Below are 16,706 nucleotides of genomic sequence, written 5' to 3'. Positions count from 1 at the left end.
TCCTAACGCCACGTCGCGATCGGCGGCTTGCCCTCAAGCACTTCCGATATCCGCAACCGCGTACCCGTGGTCGTCTCTGCCGGCAGCGCCTTCGGGTCGAAGAAGCCGCAGGCGATGATCTCGCGGTTCGGCTCGGGCAGCCGATCCTGGCGAAACTCCCGTACCAGGTAGACCGCGACGTGGTCCCTGGGCGACACGTGATTGTTGAAGAACAGGCCATGCAGCACCGGCTCGCCCGAAAGTTCGATACGTCCCTCCTCGACCAACTCGCGTTGCAGGGCGTCGCGGAGACTTTCGCCGACCTCAACGCCGCCGCCCGGCAAGTACCAGCCGGAAACATAGCTGTGCTTGACCAGAAACACCCGGTTGTCGCCGTCCAATACCACGGCGCGGACCCCGAGCGTCATGCCGCGGGCAAAGCGCCAGTAGAGATGGAAGACCCGCCGCAACTGCGGCTCAAACCTCTTTCGAAAGCCTTGCAGGTTCATCGCCGCCACAATCTCGAAACCGCGTCCATGCCGATTGATCCTTGCCTCGCGGCGGCGAGCTTGCCATTACATGCGAAGCATTCACAGGGTATCACGAGATGATCGTGCAGCGCCTCACCCCCACGGGCAACGTTAGCGGATGCATGTGATGGCGAAATTCACGCTGGCGCATTTGTCCGATCCGCATCTTCCGCCGCTGCCGAGGCCAAAACTTCGCGATCTCGCGGGCAAACGTGCGCTCGGCTATCTCAACTGGACGCGCAATCGCCACAAGTACCATCGGCGCGAGGTGCTCGACGCCCTGGTGTCGGACATGCAGGCGCAAGACCCGGACCACATCGCCGTGACCGGCGATCTCGTCAATCTCGCGCTGGAGGCGGAATTCGCGCCGGCGCGGGCCTGGCTCGAAAGCGTCGGCGCGCCGGATCGCGTCACCGTGATCCCGGGCAATCACGATGCTTACGTGCGCGTGACGGCGCATCGCTTTGGCGAAGTTTTGCGACATTATCTCGATGGCGACGATGCGACCCGTGCCGGCGCCGCATTTCCGTATCTGCGGCGGCGCGGTCCGCTGGCGCTGATCAGCGTCTCCTCCGCGGTGCCGACGCCGCCTTTGATGGCGACGGGACGGCTCGGCCGCGGGCAAATGGACGCGCTCGGACGCATCCTGGCGCAGCTGTCGGAGGAGCAGGCATTTCGCGTGCTCCTGATCCATCACCCGCTGCGCTCGAATGCGCGCGCCAAGCGGCTGACCGATTCGTCGCAACTGCGGGCCCTTCTGAAGCAGCACGGCGTGGAATTGATCCTGCACGGCCATGATCACGTTCATTCAACGATTTGGATCGAGGGGCCGAACGGCACAATACCTGCGATTGGCGTGCCTTCGGCGTCGGCGTTGGCGCATGGGCGCTATCCGGCCGCCGCCTATAATCTGTTTTCGATCGAGCGCGACGGCGAGGCGTGGCGGTGCGAGCAGATCGTCCGCGGCATGGGCGATGATCTGCAGGTTCAGCAACTGCAGCAGACGCGGCTGATCTAGAGGTTGCGCAAGGTCGCAAACAGCGCGAAGCCGAACAGCGCCAGCGCGCCGAAGATAAAGCCGAGCGCGAACATCCAGAACCTGCCACGGCGGCGCGGCTTTTCGATCACGACCGGCGCCGGCGCAGGCGTAGCGACCAGCGCATGCTCACGCTCGATCATGCGGCGGGCGACATAATCGGTGACGGCATCGACCATCGGGGCGACGTCATGCGACTCGGCGATCACGATGCGGCCAAAACGGGTATCCTGCACGAAGCGGTAGATGCGCTTGTCGCGCCCCATCAGGATGTGGGCAACCACGTCGATCCAAAGCCGCGGCGTATCGCCCTGGCTGATGCCGCGATCGAACAGGTCGACCTGCTCGGGGACTTGCGCGAACAGCGGATCCAGCGCCTCGTTGAGAATTTCGAGCCGCGCCACCTCGGCATCGCGCAGATCGACGACGACGCCGGTGCGGTCGGCAGCCTCGATCCGCGCCTGCCGCAGCGCGTCGCGCAGGCGGATGGGGCGGCTAGCGCTGACGGCATTGCTCCCGGTGTTTTGCGCGTCTGACATCCCAAAGCGGCCTTTGTCCTCGAGGGGTTTTTGACCGCCTTAACCTATCAGTAACCGTGCCGAGCGCAAAGGCTGTTTGTTCCCAATAGCTTACGCCTTTGGTTTCTTACCTCGCCCCGCTCTTTTGCGGGGAGAGGTCGAAATTCGCGATAGCGAATTTCGGGTGTGGGGCAAGGCACGGCGCGGACCACAACTCGAAGTCCCGACGGGGTGACAGCCCCTCACCATAGCCGATGCTTCGCATCGGCGTTCTTCCATAAAAGGACGGCGGCCGTAGGCCGCCTACGCCTCTCCCCGCAAGGGCGGGGCGAGGGGGAAGAAAGTGCCGCAAGCAAGAGGCCTCAGACAAAAGCGGCCCCAGCCGGAAAACCGGATGGGACCGCTTCGTCCTTGGACGTCTTCTAACCGACAGGCCGATCAGGCCGGAACGCGCGAGGGCTCTTCGACGATCGAAAAGCGCACGCCGGCCTTGTGGCGGTTCTCTTCGGAGACCACGCGCCAGGCGTCCTCGGCCTCCTTGCGGGTCTTGAACGGACCCTGCACCTGGGCCGAGCCTTCCACGAGCTTGTGGAAGTTCATCGAACCGAACTCGCCGCCGATCACCCAGAAATTGCTGCCTGTTGTCATGATCTCCTCCTGTTATTCGGCTGCCTGAATCTTGATTTTCGAATCGTGCGACTTGAACTGCGCGGCCTCGGTCGAGTCGTGCAGCGCCGTCGTCGACGAGGTGCCGCCGGTGATGGTGGTGGACACCAGATCGAAATAGCCGGTGCCGACTTCGCGCTGGTGGCGCGTCGCCGAATAGCCGTGCTTCTCGGAAGCGAATTCGGCCTGCTGCAGGCGGGAATAGGCCGCCATGCCCTCGGCCTTGTAGCCGCGCGCCAGTTCGAACATGCCGTGGTTGAGCGAGTGGAAGCCCGCGAGCGTGACAAACTGGAACTTGTAGCCCATCGCGCCGATCTCGCGCTGGAATTTTGCAATCGTCGCCTTGTCGATATTGGCTTCCCAGTTGAACGACGGCGAACAGTTATAGGCCAGCATCTTGTTCGGATAGACCTTGTGCACGGCCTCGGCGAATTCCTTTGCCTCTTCGAGATTCGGCGTCGAGGTCTCCCACCACAAGAGATCGGCATATTTTGCAAATGCGATGCCGCGCTTGATGCAGTGCGCGAGACCCGTGCCGGGCTTCAGGCGGAAAAAACCTTCCGCCGTGCGCTCGCCGGTAATGAACTCGCGATCGCGCTCATCGACATCGGCCGTGATCAGTTTTGCGCTTTCCGCATCCGTACGCGCGAGCACAAAGGTCGGCGTGCCGCAGACGTCGGCCGCAAGCCGCGCCGCGATCAGGTTGCGCTCGTGCGCCGCAGTCGGGATCAAGACCTTGCCGCCCATGTGGCCGCACTTCTTTTCAGACGCAAGCTGGTCCTCGAAGTGAACGCCGGCCGCGCCCGCCTCGATATAGGCCTTCATGATCTCGAACGAATTCAAGGGGCCACCGAAGCCCGCTTCCGCGTCGGCCACGATCGGCACGAACCAGTCGATCTTGGCGCCGCCTTCGGAGTGCTCGATCTGGTCGGCACGCTGGAAAGTGCGGTTGATGCGGCGGCACAGCTCCGGGCCGGCATTGGCCGGATAGAGGCTCTGGTCGGGGTACATCGCGCCCGCGGTGTTGGCGTCAGCCGCAACCTGCCAGCCCGACAGATAGATCGCAGGCAGACCGGCCCGCGCCTGCTGCATCGCCTGGTTGCCGGTGACGGCGCCGAGCGAATTGACGTAGGGCTCCTTCTTCAGCGATTCCCACAGCCGATTGGCGCCTTTGGTGGCGAGCGTGTAGGCGATCGGCACGGAGCCGCGCAGGTTCTCCACTTCAGCCGGGCTATAGGGACGGCCGATGCCATCGAAACGCCCTGCGGGCGCGGGAACCAGCTGTTCAAAGGTCTTCGCCATCTTCATTCTCCAATCGACATTCGTGACAGTGCATTGCGAAATGCGTGGCGAGAGCTAAACGCGAAACTTCTTAGTTCGTATAGACAGCTTGCATCCTAATGATGATGTCATGTAACATATGAACTTGTCATAGTTGTCAGTTTGTAATTTTTGTCACAAATTAGGTCAGTAGGACTGCCATGGCGACCGATGCTGGAAAGAAGCTGTTTGTCGGCCCGAGATTCCGGCGCATCCGCCAGCAATTGGGCCTGTCGCAGACCCAGATCGCCGAGGGGCTTGGGATTTCCCCGAGCTATATCAACCTGATCGAGCGCAACCAGCGCCCGGTGACGGCGCAAATATTGCTCCGCCTGGCGGAAACCTATGACCTCGATCTGCGCGATCTCGCCACCGCCGACGAGGATCGCTTCTTCGCCGAACTGAATGAGATCTTTTCCGATCCGCTGTTCCGGCAGATCGACCTGCCGAAACAGGAATTGCGCGATCTGGCCGAGCTCTGCCCCGGCGTAACGCATTCGCTGCAACGGCTCTACGCCGCCTATACCGAGGCCCGCCGCGGCGAGACCATGGCGGCGGCGCAATTCGCCGATCGCGAGGAAGGCGCGCGCTTCGAGGCCAATCCGATCGAGCGCGTGCGCGAATTGATCGAGGCCAACCGCAATTATTTCCCCGAACTCGAACAGGCCGCGGAAACTTTGCGCGACGAGTTGAACGTACCGGCCGAGGGGCTGTTCGCCGCGCTCGGCACACGCTTGCGCGAAAAACATTCGATCGTCACCCGCATCATGCCGGTCGATGTCATGCGCGAGACCTTGCGGCGGTTCGACCGTCACCGCCGGCAATTGCTGATCTCGGAATTGATCGACGGGCCCGGCCGCGCGTTCCAGCTCGCCTTCCAGACCGGCATCGCCGAATGCGGCGGCGCGTTCGAGACCATCATCGGGCGCGCCGGACCGCTCGACGACACCCCTCGCCGGCTCTACCGGATCACGCTCGCAAATTATTTCGCGGCGGCCGTCATGATGCCCTATCAGGCGTTTCACGGCGCTGCCGAAGCACTGAGCTACGACGTCCACGTGCTGGCGCAGCGTTTCAATGCCGGTTTCGAGCAGGTCTGTCACCGTCTCACCACGCTGCAACGGCCGAACGCCCGTGGCGTGCCGTTTTTTCTGTTGCGCGTCGACAATGCCGGCAACGTGTCGAAACGATTTTCCTCCGGCACGTTTCCATTCTCGAAATTCGGCGGCACCTGTCCGCTGTGGAACGTGCACTCGACCTTCGACACGCCGGACCGGCTGTTGAAGCAGGTGATCGAACTGCCCGACGGCACGCGCTATTTCTCGATCGCGCAGATGGTGCGGCGGCAGGTCTCGCCGCACCCGCAACCACAGCCGCGTTTTGCGATCGGGCTCGGTTGTGAAATCCGTCATGCGTCGCGCCTCGTCTACGCCACCGGCATGGATCTGGAAAAGACCGAGGGCACGCCGATCGGCGTCAACTGCAGGCTTTGCGAACGCGAAAACTGCAGCCAGCGCGCCGAGCCGCCGATCACGCGCACCCTCATTCTCGACGAGAACACCAGGCGCGTGTCGTCGTTTGCGTTCAGTAATGCAAGGGAGCTGTGAGGGGCTGATTCCAATCTCTCGTCGTCCCCGCGAAAGCGGGGACCCATACGCCGCGGCGGTTATTTTGAGAGACGCTGCTCGCCGGCTTTCGCACAACAACACAAGCCTGTGGTTATGGTCCCTGCTTTCGCAGGGACGACGATGTGGGGACAGTTCGCTCCTTCACCATCGGTCGTCATACCCCGCGAAAGCGGGGTATCCAGTACGCCGCGGCTTATCCGTTCCATTGCTGCCATCTCTGGAATACTGGATCACCCGCTTTCGCGGGTGATGACAGATGAAGTCTATGGCTGGAAACAGCTTCGCGATCTCGCGGCGCAATGCGTCCGAGTCTTGCAAGAATCTCCGCCCCAGAGGGCGTGGGGAATGCCGGGCGCCGATGCACCCGCAGCCGCGCGTGTAGTGTAGTAAACACGCGCGTTAGTCACCACAGGTCCACCGGAACAACCCGGCATTCCCGCACGCAATGGTTTTAACGGTTTCCTTCGTGCTCTCCCCGGTGACCGGGCTTTCTTGCCACCGTCATCCGCGGAACTGTTGTCCCACGAACTTGACACCAGCGTCGGGGTGTCAGGACCACACGACTTCGCCGTCCGCATTAGCGCTGTTCGTCAAGAGCGCTAGCTGCGTCCACCGCATCCCATCCCGCGTTCGTGACGACCGCGAAGCGCCCCTCTGTGGAACGAGACGGCGTAATTAGTGAAGTGATTTGCGTCGGACTTGAAGAAGAATATTTTTGCGAATGGGGCTAGACACAAATTTGCTGATTTGCCCGTCGGGCAAATCAGCCGACTTGTCCGCCGTAGCTCGAAGAGCGAAGGCGGACCAGTCCGACGTAACTAATCTATTTCTCTCGCTCCCACACGATCCGGCGAAAATCAGTTTTACCGGGGTATAATATGCTCGGCGCCGGCGCCGACTCGATGAAGAGCCGATCGCCTTCAAGGCGATAGTGACGCCTCTGCTCGGTGCCGTTCCAGATTTCATTCCAGGAAATGTCCACCGTCGTGATGAAGTCGTCACCTTCGACGCGATATCTTCCACTGTACGCAAGCATTGACTTGTGCAACGCCGCCCGCTCGGCAACACCGTCTCCCGCCTTGCGATTGTCGGCGGTGGTAATCGCCATCGCACGCCCTTCGCGCGTCAAGAGCAGGTAACCCTTTGGGGACTGTCCGAACGGATTCTGTGTCTCGTTCCCAACGACCACCTGCCAGGAAACAAGCTTCCAGTTGCCGATCAACGCATCGGAATTGGCCGCGCGTCCGGTGCCGGAGACGGCAATGCCGGCTGCGAGCGCCAACGCGACGACGCCTGACTTTACATGAGGGAGGAGAAGTTCCTTCATATCAAGCTCCGCTTTCTGCAATGTCCAGACACGAGTTCTGAACAAGCGGTAACCTGTCCGCAGGACAAGAGACAGACAATGCGGAAAGTGCTAAGCCTGCCTCAGGTTCAGCCGTAGGCACGTAGTGGTTTCCAAAGTACTGGTTTCCAACGATGTCGATTCGCTTCGATCTGACGGACCTCCGATTGTTTTTGCACGTCGCTGATGCCGCCAGCATCACGCATGGCGCCACTCGCGCGAACATGACTCTGGCGTCGGCGAGTGAGCGGATCCGCGCTATGGAGGCCGCCCTCGGCGCACCGCTGCTGGAACGCAAGCGACGCGGTGTTCGGCTGACTCCGGTCGGCTCGGCGCTGGTTCATCACGCGCGGATCGTCACGCAACAACTGGAGCAAATGCGTGGCGAATTGAATGACTATGCGAAGGGCCTGCGAGGCCACGTACGGCTGCTCTCGAATACGGTTGCGATCGCGGAATTTCTGCCGACTGCGCTGGCCTCATTCCTGTCGGCTCATCCTAATATCGACGTTGAACTCGAGGATCGCCCGAGCCGGGAGATAAAGCGAACGATCGCCGAGGGCCGCGCGGACATCGGTATTGTAACGGATGCGGTCGATCCTGCCGAAGAGCTTGAGACCTTTCCGATCGGAGCGATTCGTCTTGTCGTCGTGGCGCCGCGTCGCCACCCGATCGGCCGGCGACGGAAAACCGCCTTTCGCGAAATACTGGACCATGACATCGTCGGCCTTCCCAGCGGCAGCGCGCTTCAGGACTATTTGGACCATCATGCAGCACGCGCCGGCCGGCGAATGAAGGTGCGCATCCGCCTCAACGGATTTGACGCCATCTGCCGCATGGTTGAGAGCGGCATCGGTCTGGCGGTGCTCCCGGAAACGGCGGCTCGCAGATTCCAGCATTCGATGGCAATCCGGATCACTCCGCTCACCGATGAGTGGGCTCTTCGGCACCACGCCATTTGTGTTCGAAATTTCGCGTCGTTGCCAGCTCATGCGAAGCGGCTCGTGGAATGCCTGAGACCGCGCGTCAGCCCGTAGGGCACCGACATCTCGTCACTTGCCGTTGACGAATTGCTGCCACCGCTCCTGCTGCGCCTTCGAAAGGTTTTTTCTTTCTTCCTCCAATTGCGCGATCCGCTTCGCGGCGACGGTCATGGCATTGGCCGCGACATTGTAACGGTCCACCGTGCGTTGCAATGGGAAGATGAATTCGCCGTTCACCACCCTGTAGGTGCCGAATTCCCCGGCCAGCACCGCGACATAGTTTTCGTAGGCGCGATAATAATCGGCACGGGCCGGCAACATTCTGGAGGTGAACGCCGTGATCTCCGCGTGCCGCTTGTCGAGATTTTGTGAGAACCTGCCGATGGTATCTTTATCCAGATGCAGGGAGAGGGCGTATTTTTCCATAGTGTCGCGCTCGGTTTTGAGCAGGGCGGCGTAGCGCGGTATGAAGCTCGTCGCATTGGCCTCCGCCGTTTTCAGGTCGCGGCGAAGCGCCTCGAGATCACTGCGGCTCGCCGCGCCCAGATTGATGTTTTTTGAAATCGCCGGCGGCTCGATTTCACTGGTAAGCTCATCCATGGCGGCACTGGTTTCATTGGCTGCCTTGGTCGTCGCGGCTATCAATTGCAACGATTTGTTCGCGGGATGTTGCCTGAGCGCCTCATCTATTTGGTTGGGATCGTTGACGCCTTGCACTGTCTCCTGAGTTTCACGCGCGGCAATGCTCTGCTGTTGTTTGCCTAGTTTGGTCAGGGAATTTACCCCAACCGAAGCAGCAACCGTAATAACGACTAACAAAAAGAAAGCAATTCGTACCCGCGTCGCATTCGGATCAGAAGGCATCTTCGTCAGCCCCCATCAAACCGCCTTTTGCTGTCTGCTCTGCTTGGCCGTAATCGCCAAAGTCTATGATTGGATGATCCGATAGTCCACCGCGCCCGCAATCGGGACGATGGCGAGGTAACCTCGCCCCGCTTGCGGGGAGAGGCGTAGGCCGCCTCTGGCGGCCGTCTTTAGAAGAACGCCGAAGCGTAGCTTCGGCTATGTCGCATCGCAGATGCGATCCGGGTGAGGGGGACTATCCGCGAGTCCGATTTTTGTGGAGAGTCCCCTCACCCCAACCCTCTCCCCGCGAAGAGCGCGCTGGTCATGGAGAAGACGCGCGCAAATTCGCGCTCGATTTCCGATCGCCGTGTGTTGGGCGCCGGCTGCAGGCGCGGCGTTTTGTGCTGCAACAAATAAAATGCAACGCCGGCGATACACAAAACAACCAGCAAGCCCGCGATGATCTGCACCGTGTCATCCATGTTCGCCAAACCTCCGGCATCCGTTATGCGGGGACACCCCCACCCCGCCCTCCCCCGCAAGCGGGAGAGGGAGAAGAAAGAAACTCCGCCTGGTGGTTACCCAATCTCGCTCCCGCCACGGCCGTGTGCATTGAACCGTCTCGTCGAAAACTTCGAGGCCCGTCGTGCTCACATTCGCACCCTTTCGGATTTGATGGATCTTCGCATCTCGGAGGGTAACTATGGGCTGGTTGACCCGACGGTCGCGTTGATTGCCGTCAAGTTTGGTTGCCGTCTTCCGATCTTCTCGACGAGCGCTGGCCTTTAGCAAGAACCGTCATACCCGCGAAGGCGGGTATCCAGTACGCCGCGCTTTCTCGGTTCTATCGCTGGCTTTTCGGATTACTGGATCGCCCGCTGGAGCCTGTCATCGGGCGGCGCGTTGCGCCGACCCGGTGGCGGGCGACGACGCGAGGAGCCAGGCCTCTCGGCCTTCGGAGGGACGACGTGGCACCGGATTAAAAGGCGTTAATCCGGCCTCCGCAAAGGCCGGTTTTACCGCAGCCCCTATGGCGTTTCCGGCCTTTGCCGACTACACGGTATCCCCTAAAGCAGCCGCAAATCCTTCGATCCCCGAGAGTGGATACCCCAACAAATGTTCGTTTCATTCTTCCCCCGCCCAAAACCGTTCTTCCTGTCGGCGATCGCCTGGACGGCGCTGGCGATGGCGTTGTGGTATAGCTACGCCAGCAGCCTGTTCGGCTCGTCTGAGCAGGGCGCGGTCGGCGTGGCGCTGTTCTGGTCGGCGCGCTCGCTGTGGTTCGACCTTTATTTTGCGCTGGCCGTCCTGATCTTCGCCGGCGCCTGGATGTGGTTTGCGCCGCATCCCTGGGCGCTCTGGTCGATTCTCGGTTCCGCGCTGATCCTGTTCACCTCCTACTTTCAGGTTCAGGTCAGCGTCGCCATCAACAGCTGGTACGGGCCGTTCTACGACCTGGTGCAGGCCGCGCTGTCGAAATCGAAGCCGGTCACGGTCGAGCAGTTTTACGGCGAGTTGTCGACGTTTGCCGGCATCGCGCTGATCGCGGTCGTGGTCGGCGTGCTGACGCGGTTCTTCGTCAGCCACTACATCTTCCGCTGGCGCACCGCGATGAACGACTTCTACATCTCGCACTGGCCGCAGCTCCGCACCATCGAGGGCGCCTCGCAGCGGGTGCAGGAAGACACCATGCGGTTTGCGACCACCATGGAAGGTCTCGGCGTCAATCTGATCAGTGCCGTGCTGACGCTGCTCGCCTTCCTGCCGGTGCTCGTCAAACTCTCCGGCGTCGTCACGGAACTGCCGCTGGTCGGCGCGATCCCCTATCCCCTGGTATTCGCCGCGGTGATCTGGTCGATCTTCGGAACCGGCGCGCTGGCGCTGATCGGCATCCGCCTGCCCGGAATCGAGTTCTTCAACCAGCGGGTCGAAGCGGCCTATCGCAAGGAGCTCGTGCTCGGCGAAGACGATCCGGTCCGCGCTGATCCGCCGAGGGTGAGCGCGTTGTTCGGCAATATACGCAGGAACTATTTCCGGCTTTATCTGAACTTCATGTATTTCAATATCGGCCGTATCGTCTATCTGCAGACCGACGTCATCTTTCCCTACATCCTGCTCGGGCCGACCATCGTCGCCGGCAAGATCACGCTCGGTTCGATGAACCAGATCCTCAACGCGTTCACGCAGGTGCGAACCTCGTTTCAATATCTCGTCAATTCCTGGAGCACGATCGTCGAGCTGATTTCGATCTATCAGCGCTTGCGGGGTTTCGAGGCCAAGATCGGCGGCGAGCCGCTGCCTTCGATCGAGACACGGGCGGAGCCGAAGGCGATCGTGTGAGGGTTCAACGCGTAGGGCGGGTTAGCGACAGCGTAACCCGCCTCTTTATCCCCGCTGAACGGCGGATTACGCTTACGCTAATCCGCCCTACAAACTAATCGGTAACGCATGCGAACACCAATTTTTCTTGGCGCAACCTTATTGGCGATCCTGTGCGGACAATTGCCGGCATCCGCTCAACTCACCGCGCCGCCGACTAGACCCATCGCCCCGCGCGGCGGCGCTTCCTGCCACAACGGCATGTCGTTTGACCGCTTCCTCACTGACCTGAAACAGCAGGCTGTGGCCGCCGGCGTGTCGCAGCGGACGATTGCGGAAGCCGCGCCCTATCTCGTCTACGACCAGGGCATCGTCAACCGCGACCGCGGCCAGCGCGTGTTCGGGCAGGTGTTCACCGAATTCGCCGGACGGATGGCCGCACCCTACCGGATGCAGCAGGGCCAGGCGCGGATCAAGACCTATGCCGCGGCGTTCGCGCGCGCCGAGAAGGAATATGGCGTGCCACCGGCGGTGATCGCTGCGTTCTGGGGGCTGGAGAGCGACTTTGGCGCCAACATGGGCAACCTGCCGACGCTGCGCTCGCTGGTGTCGCTGGCCTATGATTGCCGCCGCGCCGAGCGGTTTGCCGGCGAAACCATCGCCGCGCTGAAGATCATCGACCGCGGCGATCTCACGCCGGAGGAGATGGTCGGCTCGTGGGCCGGCGAACTCGGCCAGACGCAATTTCTGCCGACGCATTATTTCACCTATGCGGTGGATTACGACGGCGACGGCCGCCGCGATCTCTTGCGCAGCCCCGCCGACGTGATCGGATCGACCGCGAACTACATCGCCAACGGATTGAAATGGCGGCGCGGCGAACCCTGGCTGCAGGAAGTGCGGGTGCCGCCAAACCTACCGTGGGATCAGGCTGATCTGACGATCCAACTGCCGCGCTCAAAATGGGCGCAGCTCGGCGTCAGCTACGCCGACGGCAAGGCGCTGCCGAACGACGAGCTGCCCGCCTCGCTGCTGTTGCCGATGGGCCGCATGGGACCGGCGTTTCTGGCCTATGCCAATTTTGCGGCCTATACCGAATGGAATAACTCGCTGATCTATTCGACCACCGCGGGCTATCTCGCGACCCGGATCGCCGGCAGCGCGCCGATGCATCGGCCGGCAGCGCCGGTCACGCAACTGCCGTTCAACGAGCTTCGCGAATTGCAGCAATTATTGGTGCGCGCCGGTTTCAATGTCGGCAAGGTCGATGGCGTGATGGGCCAGCAAAGCCGCAGCGCGGTGAAGGCAATGCAGATCAAATATGGTTTGCCCGCGGATTCCTGGCCGACCGCCGAGTTATTGGCGCGGATGCGCGGCGGCCCGCGCGCGCAGGCTGCACAGCCGGAGGCGCAGGCAGTGCGGTAGGGCACGTGTCTTTCAATTGATACCAGCTTCGCGGATAGTCCCCTCACCCCAACCCTCTCCCCGCGAAGTGCGGGGCGAGGGAGCAACAAGAAAGAGCATCCCATGTCCTTCTACGACGTCACCGTCCCCGCCTTCCTGCAGATTCTCGGCAGCCTTACCGGCATCCTCACCAAGGCCGAGGCGCACTGCAAGGCGAAAAACATTGCGCCCGAGGTTCTGCTCGGCGCGCGGCTTTATCCGGATATGCTGCCGCTCAGCAAGCAAATCCAGCTGGCGTCCGATTTCGCCGCCAAGGGTTGCGCGCGCCTCACCCACAGCGAGGTACCGACCACGCCCGACACCGAGAAAACCTTCGATGAACTGAAGGCGCGGCTCGCCAAAACCATCGACTATGTCAAATCGTACAAGCCGGCGCAGTTCGAGGGCGCAGACCTGCGCGATGTTACTTTTCCGGTCGGCCCGAGCAACACCATGACGCTGAAGGGACAGCAGTTCCTCACCGGTTTTGCTTTTCCGAATTTCTACTTCCACGCCGCCATCGCCCACGGCATCCTGCGTCACAACGGCGTCGAAATCGGCAAACGGGATTTTTTGGGGGTGAATTAGTTCGCCCGTCATTCCGGGCGACGACGGGGAGAGGGCCCGCCCTGTCTCTCCGCGTCACTACATGGTGAAGAAAAAGGCATTCGCTGCAATGTGATCGCGCCCGGATTTATGGATACCCCGATCCCCATGGGCCGCGACGCCAGCCGCAGGTGCCCCGATCGGGGGCCGACAGTGCCGTTCGGCCGCCAGGGCACCGGCTGGGAGGTCGCCTATGCTGCGCTGTATCTGATTTCGAAAGAATCCTCCTACGTCAATGCACACACGCTGTTTCTCGACGCCGGTGATATGGCCGGGATCGTGCGGGGCTAGAATGCAGCCCACGAATGGCTCGCGGCATTGCCGCGGGCCTTTGCCATGCCCATGTCCAGTATTCCTGTCTCCCTCCCCGCAATTTCCTGGAAAAGCAAAGAATGAGCACGCTGACCAAACTCTTAGAGCCCTTTAAGCTTGGCCCGATCACGCTGCCTAATCGCCTGGCGATGGCCCCGTTGACCCGCAACCGCGCGATCGCGGGCATGGTGCCCAATCCGCTGGCGGTCGAATATTACGGGCAGCGCGCCTCCGCTGGTCTCTTGATCACCGAGGCGAGCCAAGTCTCGCAGCAGGGTCAGGGTTATCAGGACACCCCCGGCATCTACTCCAAGGAACAGGTCGCGGGCTGGCGCAAGGTGACGGACCGCGTGCATGCGCGCGGTGGACGCATCTTCATCCAGCTCTGGCATGTCGGGCGCATTTCCCATGTCGACCTGCAGGAGAACAACCAGGCGCCGGTCGCGCCTTCCGCGGTGCGCGCCAAGGGCAAGACGTTTGTCAACGGCACGTTTGCGGATGTATCGGAGCCGCGCGCGTTGACGCTCGAAGAGATTCCCGGGATCATCGAGAGTTTCAAGCGCGGCGCAGCGAATGCGCTGGCGGCCGGTTTCGACGGCGTCGAGATCCATGGCGCCAACGGCTATCTCTTGGATCAATTCGCAAAGGACGGCGCCAACAAGCGCACCGATGCCTATGGCGGCTCGATCGAGAACCGCGCGCGATTGATGCTGGAAGTCGCAAAAGTCGTGACTGCCGAAGCGGGGGCCGAGCGGACCGGCATCCGCATCTCGCCGGTGACGCCGGCGAACGATATTTCGGATTCCAACCCGCAGCCGCTGTTCGACTATATCGTCGACCATCTCAACGCGCAGAAGCTTACTTACATCCACGTCATCGAAGGCGCGACCGGCGGGCCGCGCGACATCGCCCCGTTCGACTACGGCTCCTTGCGCAAGCGTTTCAAGGGCGCCTATATCGCCAACAACGGCTATGATTTCGAGCTCGCGAGCAAGGTGCTCGCGGCCAACGAGGCCGACCTGATCGCATTCGGAAAGCCGTTCATTGCCAACCCCGATCTGGTCGAACGCCTCAAGCTCGGTGCGCCGCTCAATACGCCCGACAAGGCGACATTCTACGGCGGCGGCGCCAAGGGCTATACGGATTATCCCGTGCTGGGCGAAGCGCTCGACGCGGCGCAGTAAGGGCTGCTCGATGCGCTCCCTCTCCCCGCTCTTCGCGGGGAGAGGGTTGGGGTGAGGGGCCCTCTCGGCAGATTCGGTCTCGCGGAGAGTCCCCCTCACCCGGATCGCTGCGCGACGTAGCCGAAGCTTCGCTTCGGCGTTCTTATCTGAGGACGACCGCCGAAGGCGGCCTATGCCTCTCCCCGCAAGCGGGGCGAGGTGGGCACCTTCCTTGCAGGCCCGCCGCTTTGTTCTAATGTGCCCGGCATGAGACAGCCCACCGCCGAGGACATCGTCCGCCGCGCCACTGCCGCCTTTAACTCCGGCAAGCCTGAGGAGGCAATGAGCCTGTGCGAGCAGGGTCTCGCTCGCGAGCCAGGCGATCCCATGCTGCATCATCTCTTGGCCGCCGTGCTGTTTTCCCAAGGCGCGATCGAGCCGGCCCGCGCGCATATCGCGGCCAGCCTTTCAAAACGGCCCGACAACGCCGCCGCGCATCTGCTTGCCGCCCGCATCGCCCGCGCAGAAAAGGATTTTGACGGCGCACTCTCGCATCTGGATCGGGTGATCGCGATCGCCCCGCAGCGGGAGGTGTTCGTCGAGAAGGCGCGGACGCTCGACCAGGCGGGTATCAAGCCGCAAGCGCGCGAAGCGTGGCGGGCAATTTACAAAATCGTTCCGGACAATCTGGAAGCCGCAGCGCGGCTCGGGCGATTGGCCTGGGAGGATGGCGATCACGCCACCGCCATTACTTTGCTCGAGCGCGCGGCGGCGGGCGCCGCGCCGGCATCGGTCTGGTTCGATCTCGGCCTCGCCCGCCAGGATTTGCGGGACCATGGCGGTGCGGCGACCGCTTACCGCAAGGCGATCGAGCTAAAGTCCGATCACGCCGAGGCCACGCTCAATCTCGGCGTCGTGCTACAGGAGATGGGCGATCTCGATGGCGCGATGGGTGCCTACGCGCAGGCCTACAAGTTGCGTCCGCAAAGTTTCGGCACCATCGCGATGGCGCTGACCTCGGCGCCGCATGGGCGCTTGTGGCTGGATGAGGCCGCGCTGCGCCGTTCACTCGGTGGTTAGCCGACCCCGTCGCGCGCGAAAGCGTTTGCGATAGACGCCAGGCGTTGCAAGCACCTCGGTGACGGTCTTCGTATAGGCCTGCTTGTGCGCCTCATCAAAACTCTCGAACACAAGCTGCGGCGCTTCGCGCGGAACGGCAAAACACTGCGCCACTGGCGTGCCCTTTTTCAAGACGCCGGAAAAATCGGACGCCGTCCAGATCGCCGGAAAATTGATGCCGCCGTCATGAAAACGATCGGCGTCGACCAGCCCCGAGATCAGGCGGAACGGCAGGTCGTCGCGATTCACCGGGTGGGTGGCAAACAAGGACCAGCCGGGCTCGAGCTCGACAGTCCAAAAGCTGTTGAATTTTATCGCCGCCTGCCCATCCTTCGCAAACGGCGCATCGGGGAATTGAGCCGGAACGTGAAAGCTCAAGGGAGCACGCGGATGACCTGACGTCGACGGCTCCGGAATATTCCAGTCCCACGAGAACGCACCGCGATCGACGATGATATCGCAGGGCAGCAGGATTAAAGCCCCATACGCCATCGCATCGATGAAGGGCGGACATTGCTTGACGGTGCGGATTTCGCGACCGTGGATTTCCGAATGCGCCTTTGCGGGCATGGCGCGGAGCCAGTCAGGCAAGGCGCTGCGCGCCGGTATCGGCCGCGGCAAATGATCCGATAGTGCTGGATCGCAACGAAAGATCATGCGCATGGGGATGCTCTCCACTCGTCATGCCCGCGAAGGCGATGGGCTCCCTCGCCCCGCTTGCGGGGAGAGGGTTGGGGTGAGGGGGACTCTCCACGAGCTGAGCTCGCGGAGAGTCCCCCTCACCCGGCGCTCCGCGCCGACCTCTCCCCGCAAGCGGGGCGAGGTAAGAAAAAAGGCCGGGATCGCTCCCGGCCTTCTATTTCTTCTGTCATGGCCGGGTCAAGCGCGGCCAT

General features: G+C 62.0%; 17 protein-coding genes. 9 read left to right on the top strand and 8 right to left on the bottom strand.

The window, feature by feature from the left end; genetic code table 11:
* Window positions 1-2: 2 nt before the first annotated feature.
* On the bottom strand, window positions 3-488 hold the full coding sequence (locus tag B5526_RS27280; RefSeq protein ID WP_079542895.1) for an NUDIX domain-containing protein: 486 nt from the start codon (window positions 486-488) through the stop codon (window positions 3-5).
* A gap of 148 nt (window positions 489-636) precedes the next feature.
* Here B5526_RS27280 and B5526_RS27275 point away from each other — a divergent pair, with 148 nt between their 5' ends.
* On the top strand, window positions 637-1,527 hold the full coding sequence (locus B5526_RS27275; protein ID WP_079545468.1) for a metallophosphoesterase family protein: 891 nt from the start codon (window positions 637-639) through the stop codon (window positions 1,525-1,527).
* On the opposite strand, the gene B5526_RS27270 is transcribed toward B5526_RS27275, so the two are convergent.
* The 3 genes from B5526_RS27270 to aceA form a co-directional block, all read right to left on the bottom strand.
* Window positions 1,524-2,084 (bottom strand): hypothetical protein, encoded by a 561-nt coding sequence (locus B5526_RS27270; RefSeq protein ID WP_079542894.1) that lies wholly within the window; start codon window positions 2,082-2,084, stop codon window positions 1,524-1,526. The genes B5526_RS27275 and B5526_RS27270 overlap by 4 nt on opposite strands.
* Before the next feature lie 417 nt (window positions 2,085-2,501).
* Window positions 2,502-2,711 (bottom strand): DUF4170 domain-containing protein, encoded by a 210-nt coding sequence (locus B5526_RS27265; RefSeq protein ID WP_079542893.1) that lies wholly within the window; start codon window positions 2,709-2,711, stop codon window positions 2,502-2,504.
* A gap of 12 nt (window positions 2,712-2,723) precedes the next feature.
* Window positions 2,724-4,031, bottom strand: coding sequence for an isocitrate lyase (gene aceA / locus B5526_RS27260; RefSeq protein ID WP_079545466.1), 1,308 nt, complete (start codon window positions 4,029-4,031; stop codon window positions 2,724-2,726).
* Window positions 4,032-4,210: 179 nt separating this feature from the next.
* Here aceA and B5526_RS27255 point away from each other — a divergent pair, with 179 nt between their 5' ends.
* Entirely contained in the window at window positions 4,211-5,656 is a 1,446-nt protein-coding gene (locus B5526_RS27255) for a helix-turn-helix domain-containing protein (RefSeq protein ID WP_079542892.1), read from the top strand.
* 844 nt (window positions 5,657-6,500) lie between these two features.
* Here the strand turns inward: B5526_RS27255 and B5526_RS27250 are convergent.
* Complete coding sequence (locus B5526_RS27250; protein WP_079542891.1) at window positions 6,501-7,004, bottom strand: lipocalin-like domain-containing protein; 504 nt, start codon at window positions 7,002-7,004, stop codon at window positions 6,501-6,503.
* A 152-nt stretch (window positions 7,005-7,156) separates the two neighbouring features.
* Here B5526_RS27250 and B5526_RS27245 point away from each other — a divergent pair, with 152 nt between their 5' ends.
* Window positions 7,157-8,059, top strand: a complete 903-nt coding sequence (locus B5526_RS27245; RefSeq protein WP_433994600.1) for a LysR substrate-binding domain-containing protein — start codon at window positions 7,157-7,159, stop codon at window positions 8,057-8,059.
* A gap of 15 nt (window positions 8,060-8,074) precedes the next feature.
* Here the strand turns inward: B5526_RS27245 and B5526_RS27240 are convergent, their stop codons facing one another.
* Together B5526_RS27240 and B5526_RS27235 are read right to left on the bottom strand one after the other, a co-directional pair.
* Entirely contained in the window at window positions 8,075-8,869 is a 795-nt protein-coding gene (locus B5526_RS27240; RefSeq protein WP_154071482.1) for a hypothetical protein, read from the bottom strand.
* A gap of 269 nt (window positions 8,870-9,138) precedes the next feature.
* Window positions 9,139-9,321 carry a hypothetical protein gene (locus B5526_RS27235; RefSeq protein WP_172842117.1) on the bottom strand — a complete coding sequence of 61 codons (183 nt, stop codon included), beginning with the start codon at window positions 9,319-9,321 and terminating at the stop codon, window positions 9,139-9,141.
* Between the two features lie 646 nt (window positions 9,322-9,967).
* Here B5526_RS27235 and sbmA point away from each other — a divergent pair.
* From sbmA to B5526_RS27205, 6 genes are all read left to right on the top strand, one after another.
* Complete coding sequence (sbmA, locus tag B5526_RS27230; RefSeq protein ID WP_079542888.1) at window positions 9,968-11,191, top strand: peptide antibiotic transporter SbmA; 1,224 nt, start codon at window positions 9,968-9,970, stop codon at window positions 11,189-11,191.
* A gap of 108 nt (window positions 11,192-11,299) precedes the next feature.
* Window positions 11,300-12,595, top strand: a complete 1,296-nt coding sequence (locus B5526_RS27225; RefSeq protein WP_079542887.1) for a lytic murein transglycosylase — start codon at window positions 11,300-11,302, stop codon at window positions 12,593-12,595.
* Window positions 12,596-12,697: 102 nt separating this feature from the next.
* Entirely contained in the window at window positions 12,698-13,201 is a 504-nt protein-coding gene (locus B5526_RS27220; protein WP_079542886.1) for a DUF1993 domain-containing protein, read from the top strand.
* A 78-nt stretch (window positions 13,202-13,279) separates the two neighbouring features.
* Entirely contained in the window at window positions 13,280-13,510 is a 231-nt protein-coding gene (locus B5526_RS27215; RefSeq protein ID WP_283807639.1) for an SDR family oxidoreductase, read from the top strand.
* A gap of 101 nt (window positions 13,511-13,611) precedes the next feature.
* The gene (locus B5526_RS27210; RefSeq protein ID WP_079542885.1) at window positions 13,612-14,715 is read left to right on the top strand and encodes an alkene reductase; all 1,104 of its coding nucleotides are present in this window, start codon (window positions 13,612-13,614) and stop codon (window positions 14,713-14,715) included.
* A gap of 246 nt (window positions 14,716-14,961) precedes the next feature.
* A complete protein-coding gene (locus B5526_RS27205; protein WP_079542884.1) occupies window positions 14,962-15,774 on the top strand; it encodes a tetratricopeptide repeat protein in 813 nt (270 codons plus the stop codon).
* Here B5526_RS27205 and B5526_RS27200 read toward each other — a convergent pair.
* Window positions 15,760-16,476, bottom strand: a complete 717-nt coding sequence (locus tag B5526_RS27200; RefSeq protein WP_079542883.1) for a hypothetical protein — start codon at window positions 16,474-16,476, stop codon at window positions 15,760-15,762. The two genes, B5526_RS27205 and B5526_RS27200, sit on opposite strands and share 15 nt — an antisense overlap.
* Window positions 16,477-16,706: the final 230 nt, after the last annotated feature.

Source organism: Bradyrhizobium lablabi, from assembly GCF_900141755.1.
GTDB classification, from domain to species: domain Bacteria; phylum Pseudomonadota; class Alphaproteobacteria; order Rhizobiales; family Xanthobacteraceae; genus Bradyrhizobium; species Bradyrhizobium lablabi_A.
Note: the sequence above shows the minus strand (reverse complement) of the source record. Positions and strands in the feature narration are given on the sequence as shown.

Bases quoted from the DNA above. Each gene is read 5' to 3' on its own strand.
- B5526_RS27240 (WP_154071482.1), bottom strand. From the start codon at position 8,869: ATGCCTTCTGATCCGAATGCGACGCGGGTACGAATTGCTTTCTTTTTG.
- B5526_RS27265 (WP_079542893.1), bottom strand. From the start codon at position 2,711: ATGACAACAGGCAGCAATTTCTGGGTGATCGGCGGCGAGTTCGGTTCG.
- B5526_RS27220 (WP_079542886.1), top strand. From the start codon at position 12,698: ATGTCCTTCTACGACGTCACCGTCCCCGCCTTCCTGCAGATTCTCGGC.
- B5526_RS27250 (WP_079542891.1), bottom strand. From the start codon at position 7,004: ATGAAGGAACTTCTCCTCCCTCATGTAAAGTCAGGCGTCGTCGCGTTG.
- B5526_RS27225 (WP_079542887.1), top strand. From the start codon at position 11,300: ATGCGAACACCAATTTTTCTTGGCGCAACCTTATTGGCGATCCTGTGC.
- sbmA (WP_079542888.1), top strand. From the start codon at position 9,968: ATGTTCGTTTCATTCTTCCCCCGCCCAAAACCGTTCTTCCTGTCGGCG.
- B5526_RS27275 (WP_079545468.1), top strand. From the start codon at position 637: ATGGCGAAATTCACGCTGGCGCATTTGTCCGATCCGCATCTTCCGCCG.
- B5526_RS27200 (WP_079542883.1), bottom strand. From the start codon at position 16,476: ATGCGCATGATCTTTCGTTGCGATCCAGCACTATCGGATCATTTGCCG.
- B5526_RS27280 (WP_079542895.1), bottom strand. From the start codon at position 488: ATGAACCTGCAAGGCTTTCGAAAGAGGTTTGAGCCGCAGTTGCGGCGG.
- aceA (WP_079545466.1), bottom strand. From the start codon at position 4,031: ATGGCGAAGACCTTTGAACAGCTGGTTCCCGCGCCCGCAGGGCGTTTC.
- B5526_RS27210 (WP_079542885.1), top strand. From the start codon at position 13,612: ATGAGCACGCTGACCAAACTCTTAGAGCCCTTTAAGCTTGGCCCGATC.
- B5526_RS27245 (WP_433994600.1), top strand. From the start codon at position 7,157: ATGTCGATTCGCTTCGATCTGACGGACCTCCGATTGTTTTTGCACGTC.
- B5526_RS27255 (WP_079542892.1), top strand. From the start codon at position 4,211: ATGGCGACCGATGCTGGAAAGAAGCTGTTTGTCGGCCCGAGATTCCGG.
- B5526_RS27205 (WP_079542884.1), top strand. From the start codon at position 14,962: ATGAGACAGCCCACCGCCGAGGACATCGTCCGCCGCGCCACTGCCGCC.
- B5526_RS27270 (WP_079542894.1), bottom strand. From the start codon at position 2,084: ATGTCAGACGCGCAAAACACCGGGAGCAATGCCGTCAGCGCTAGCCGC.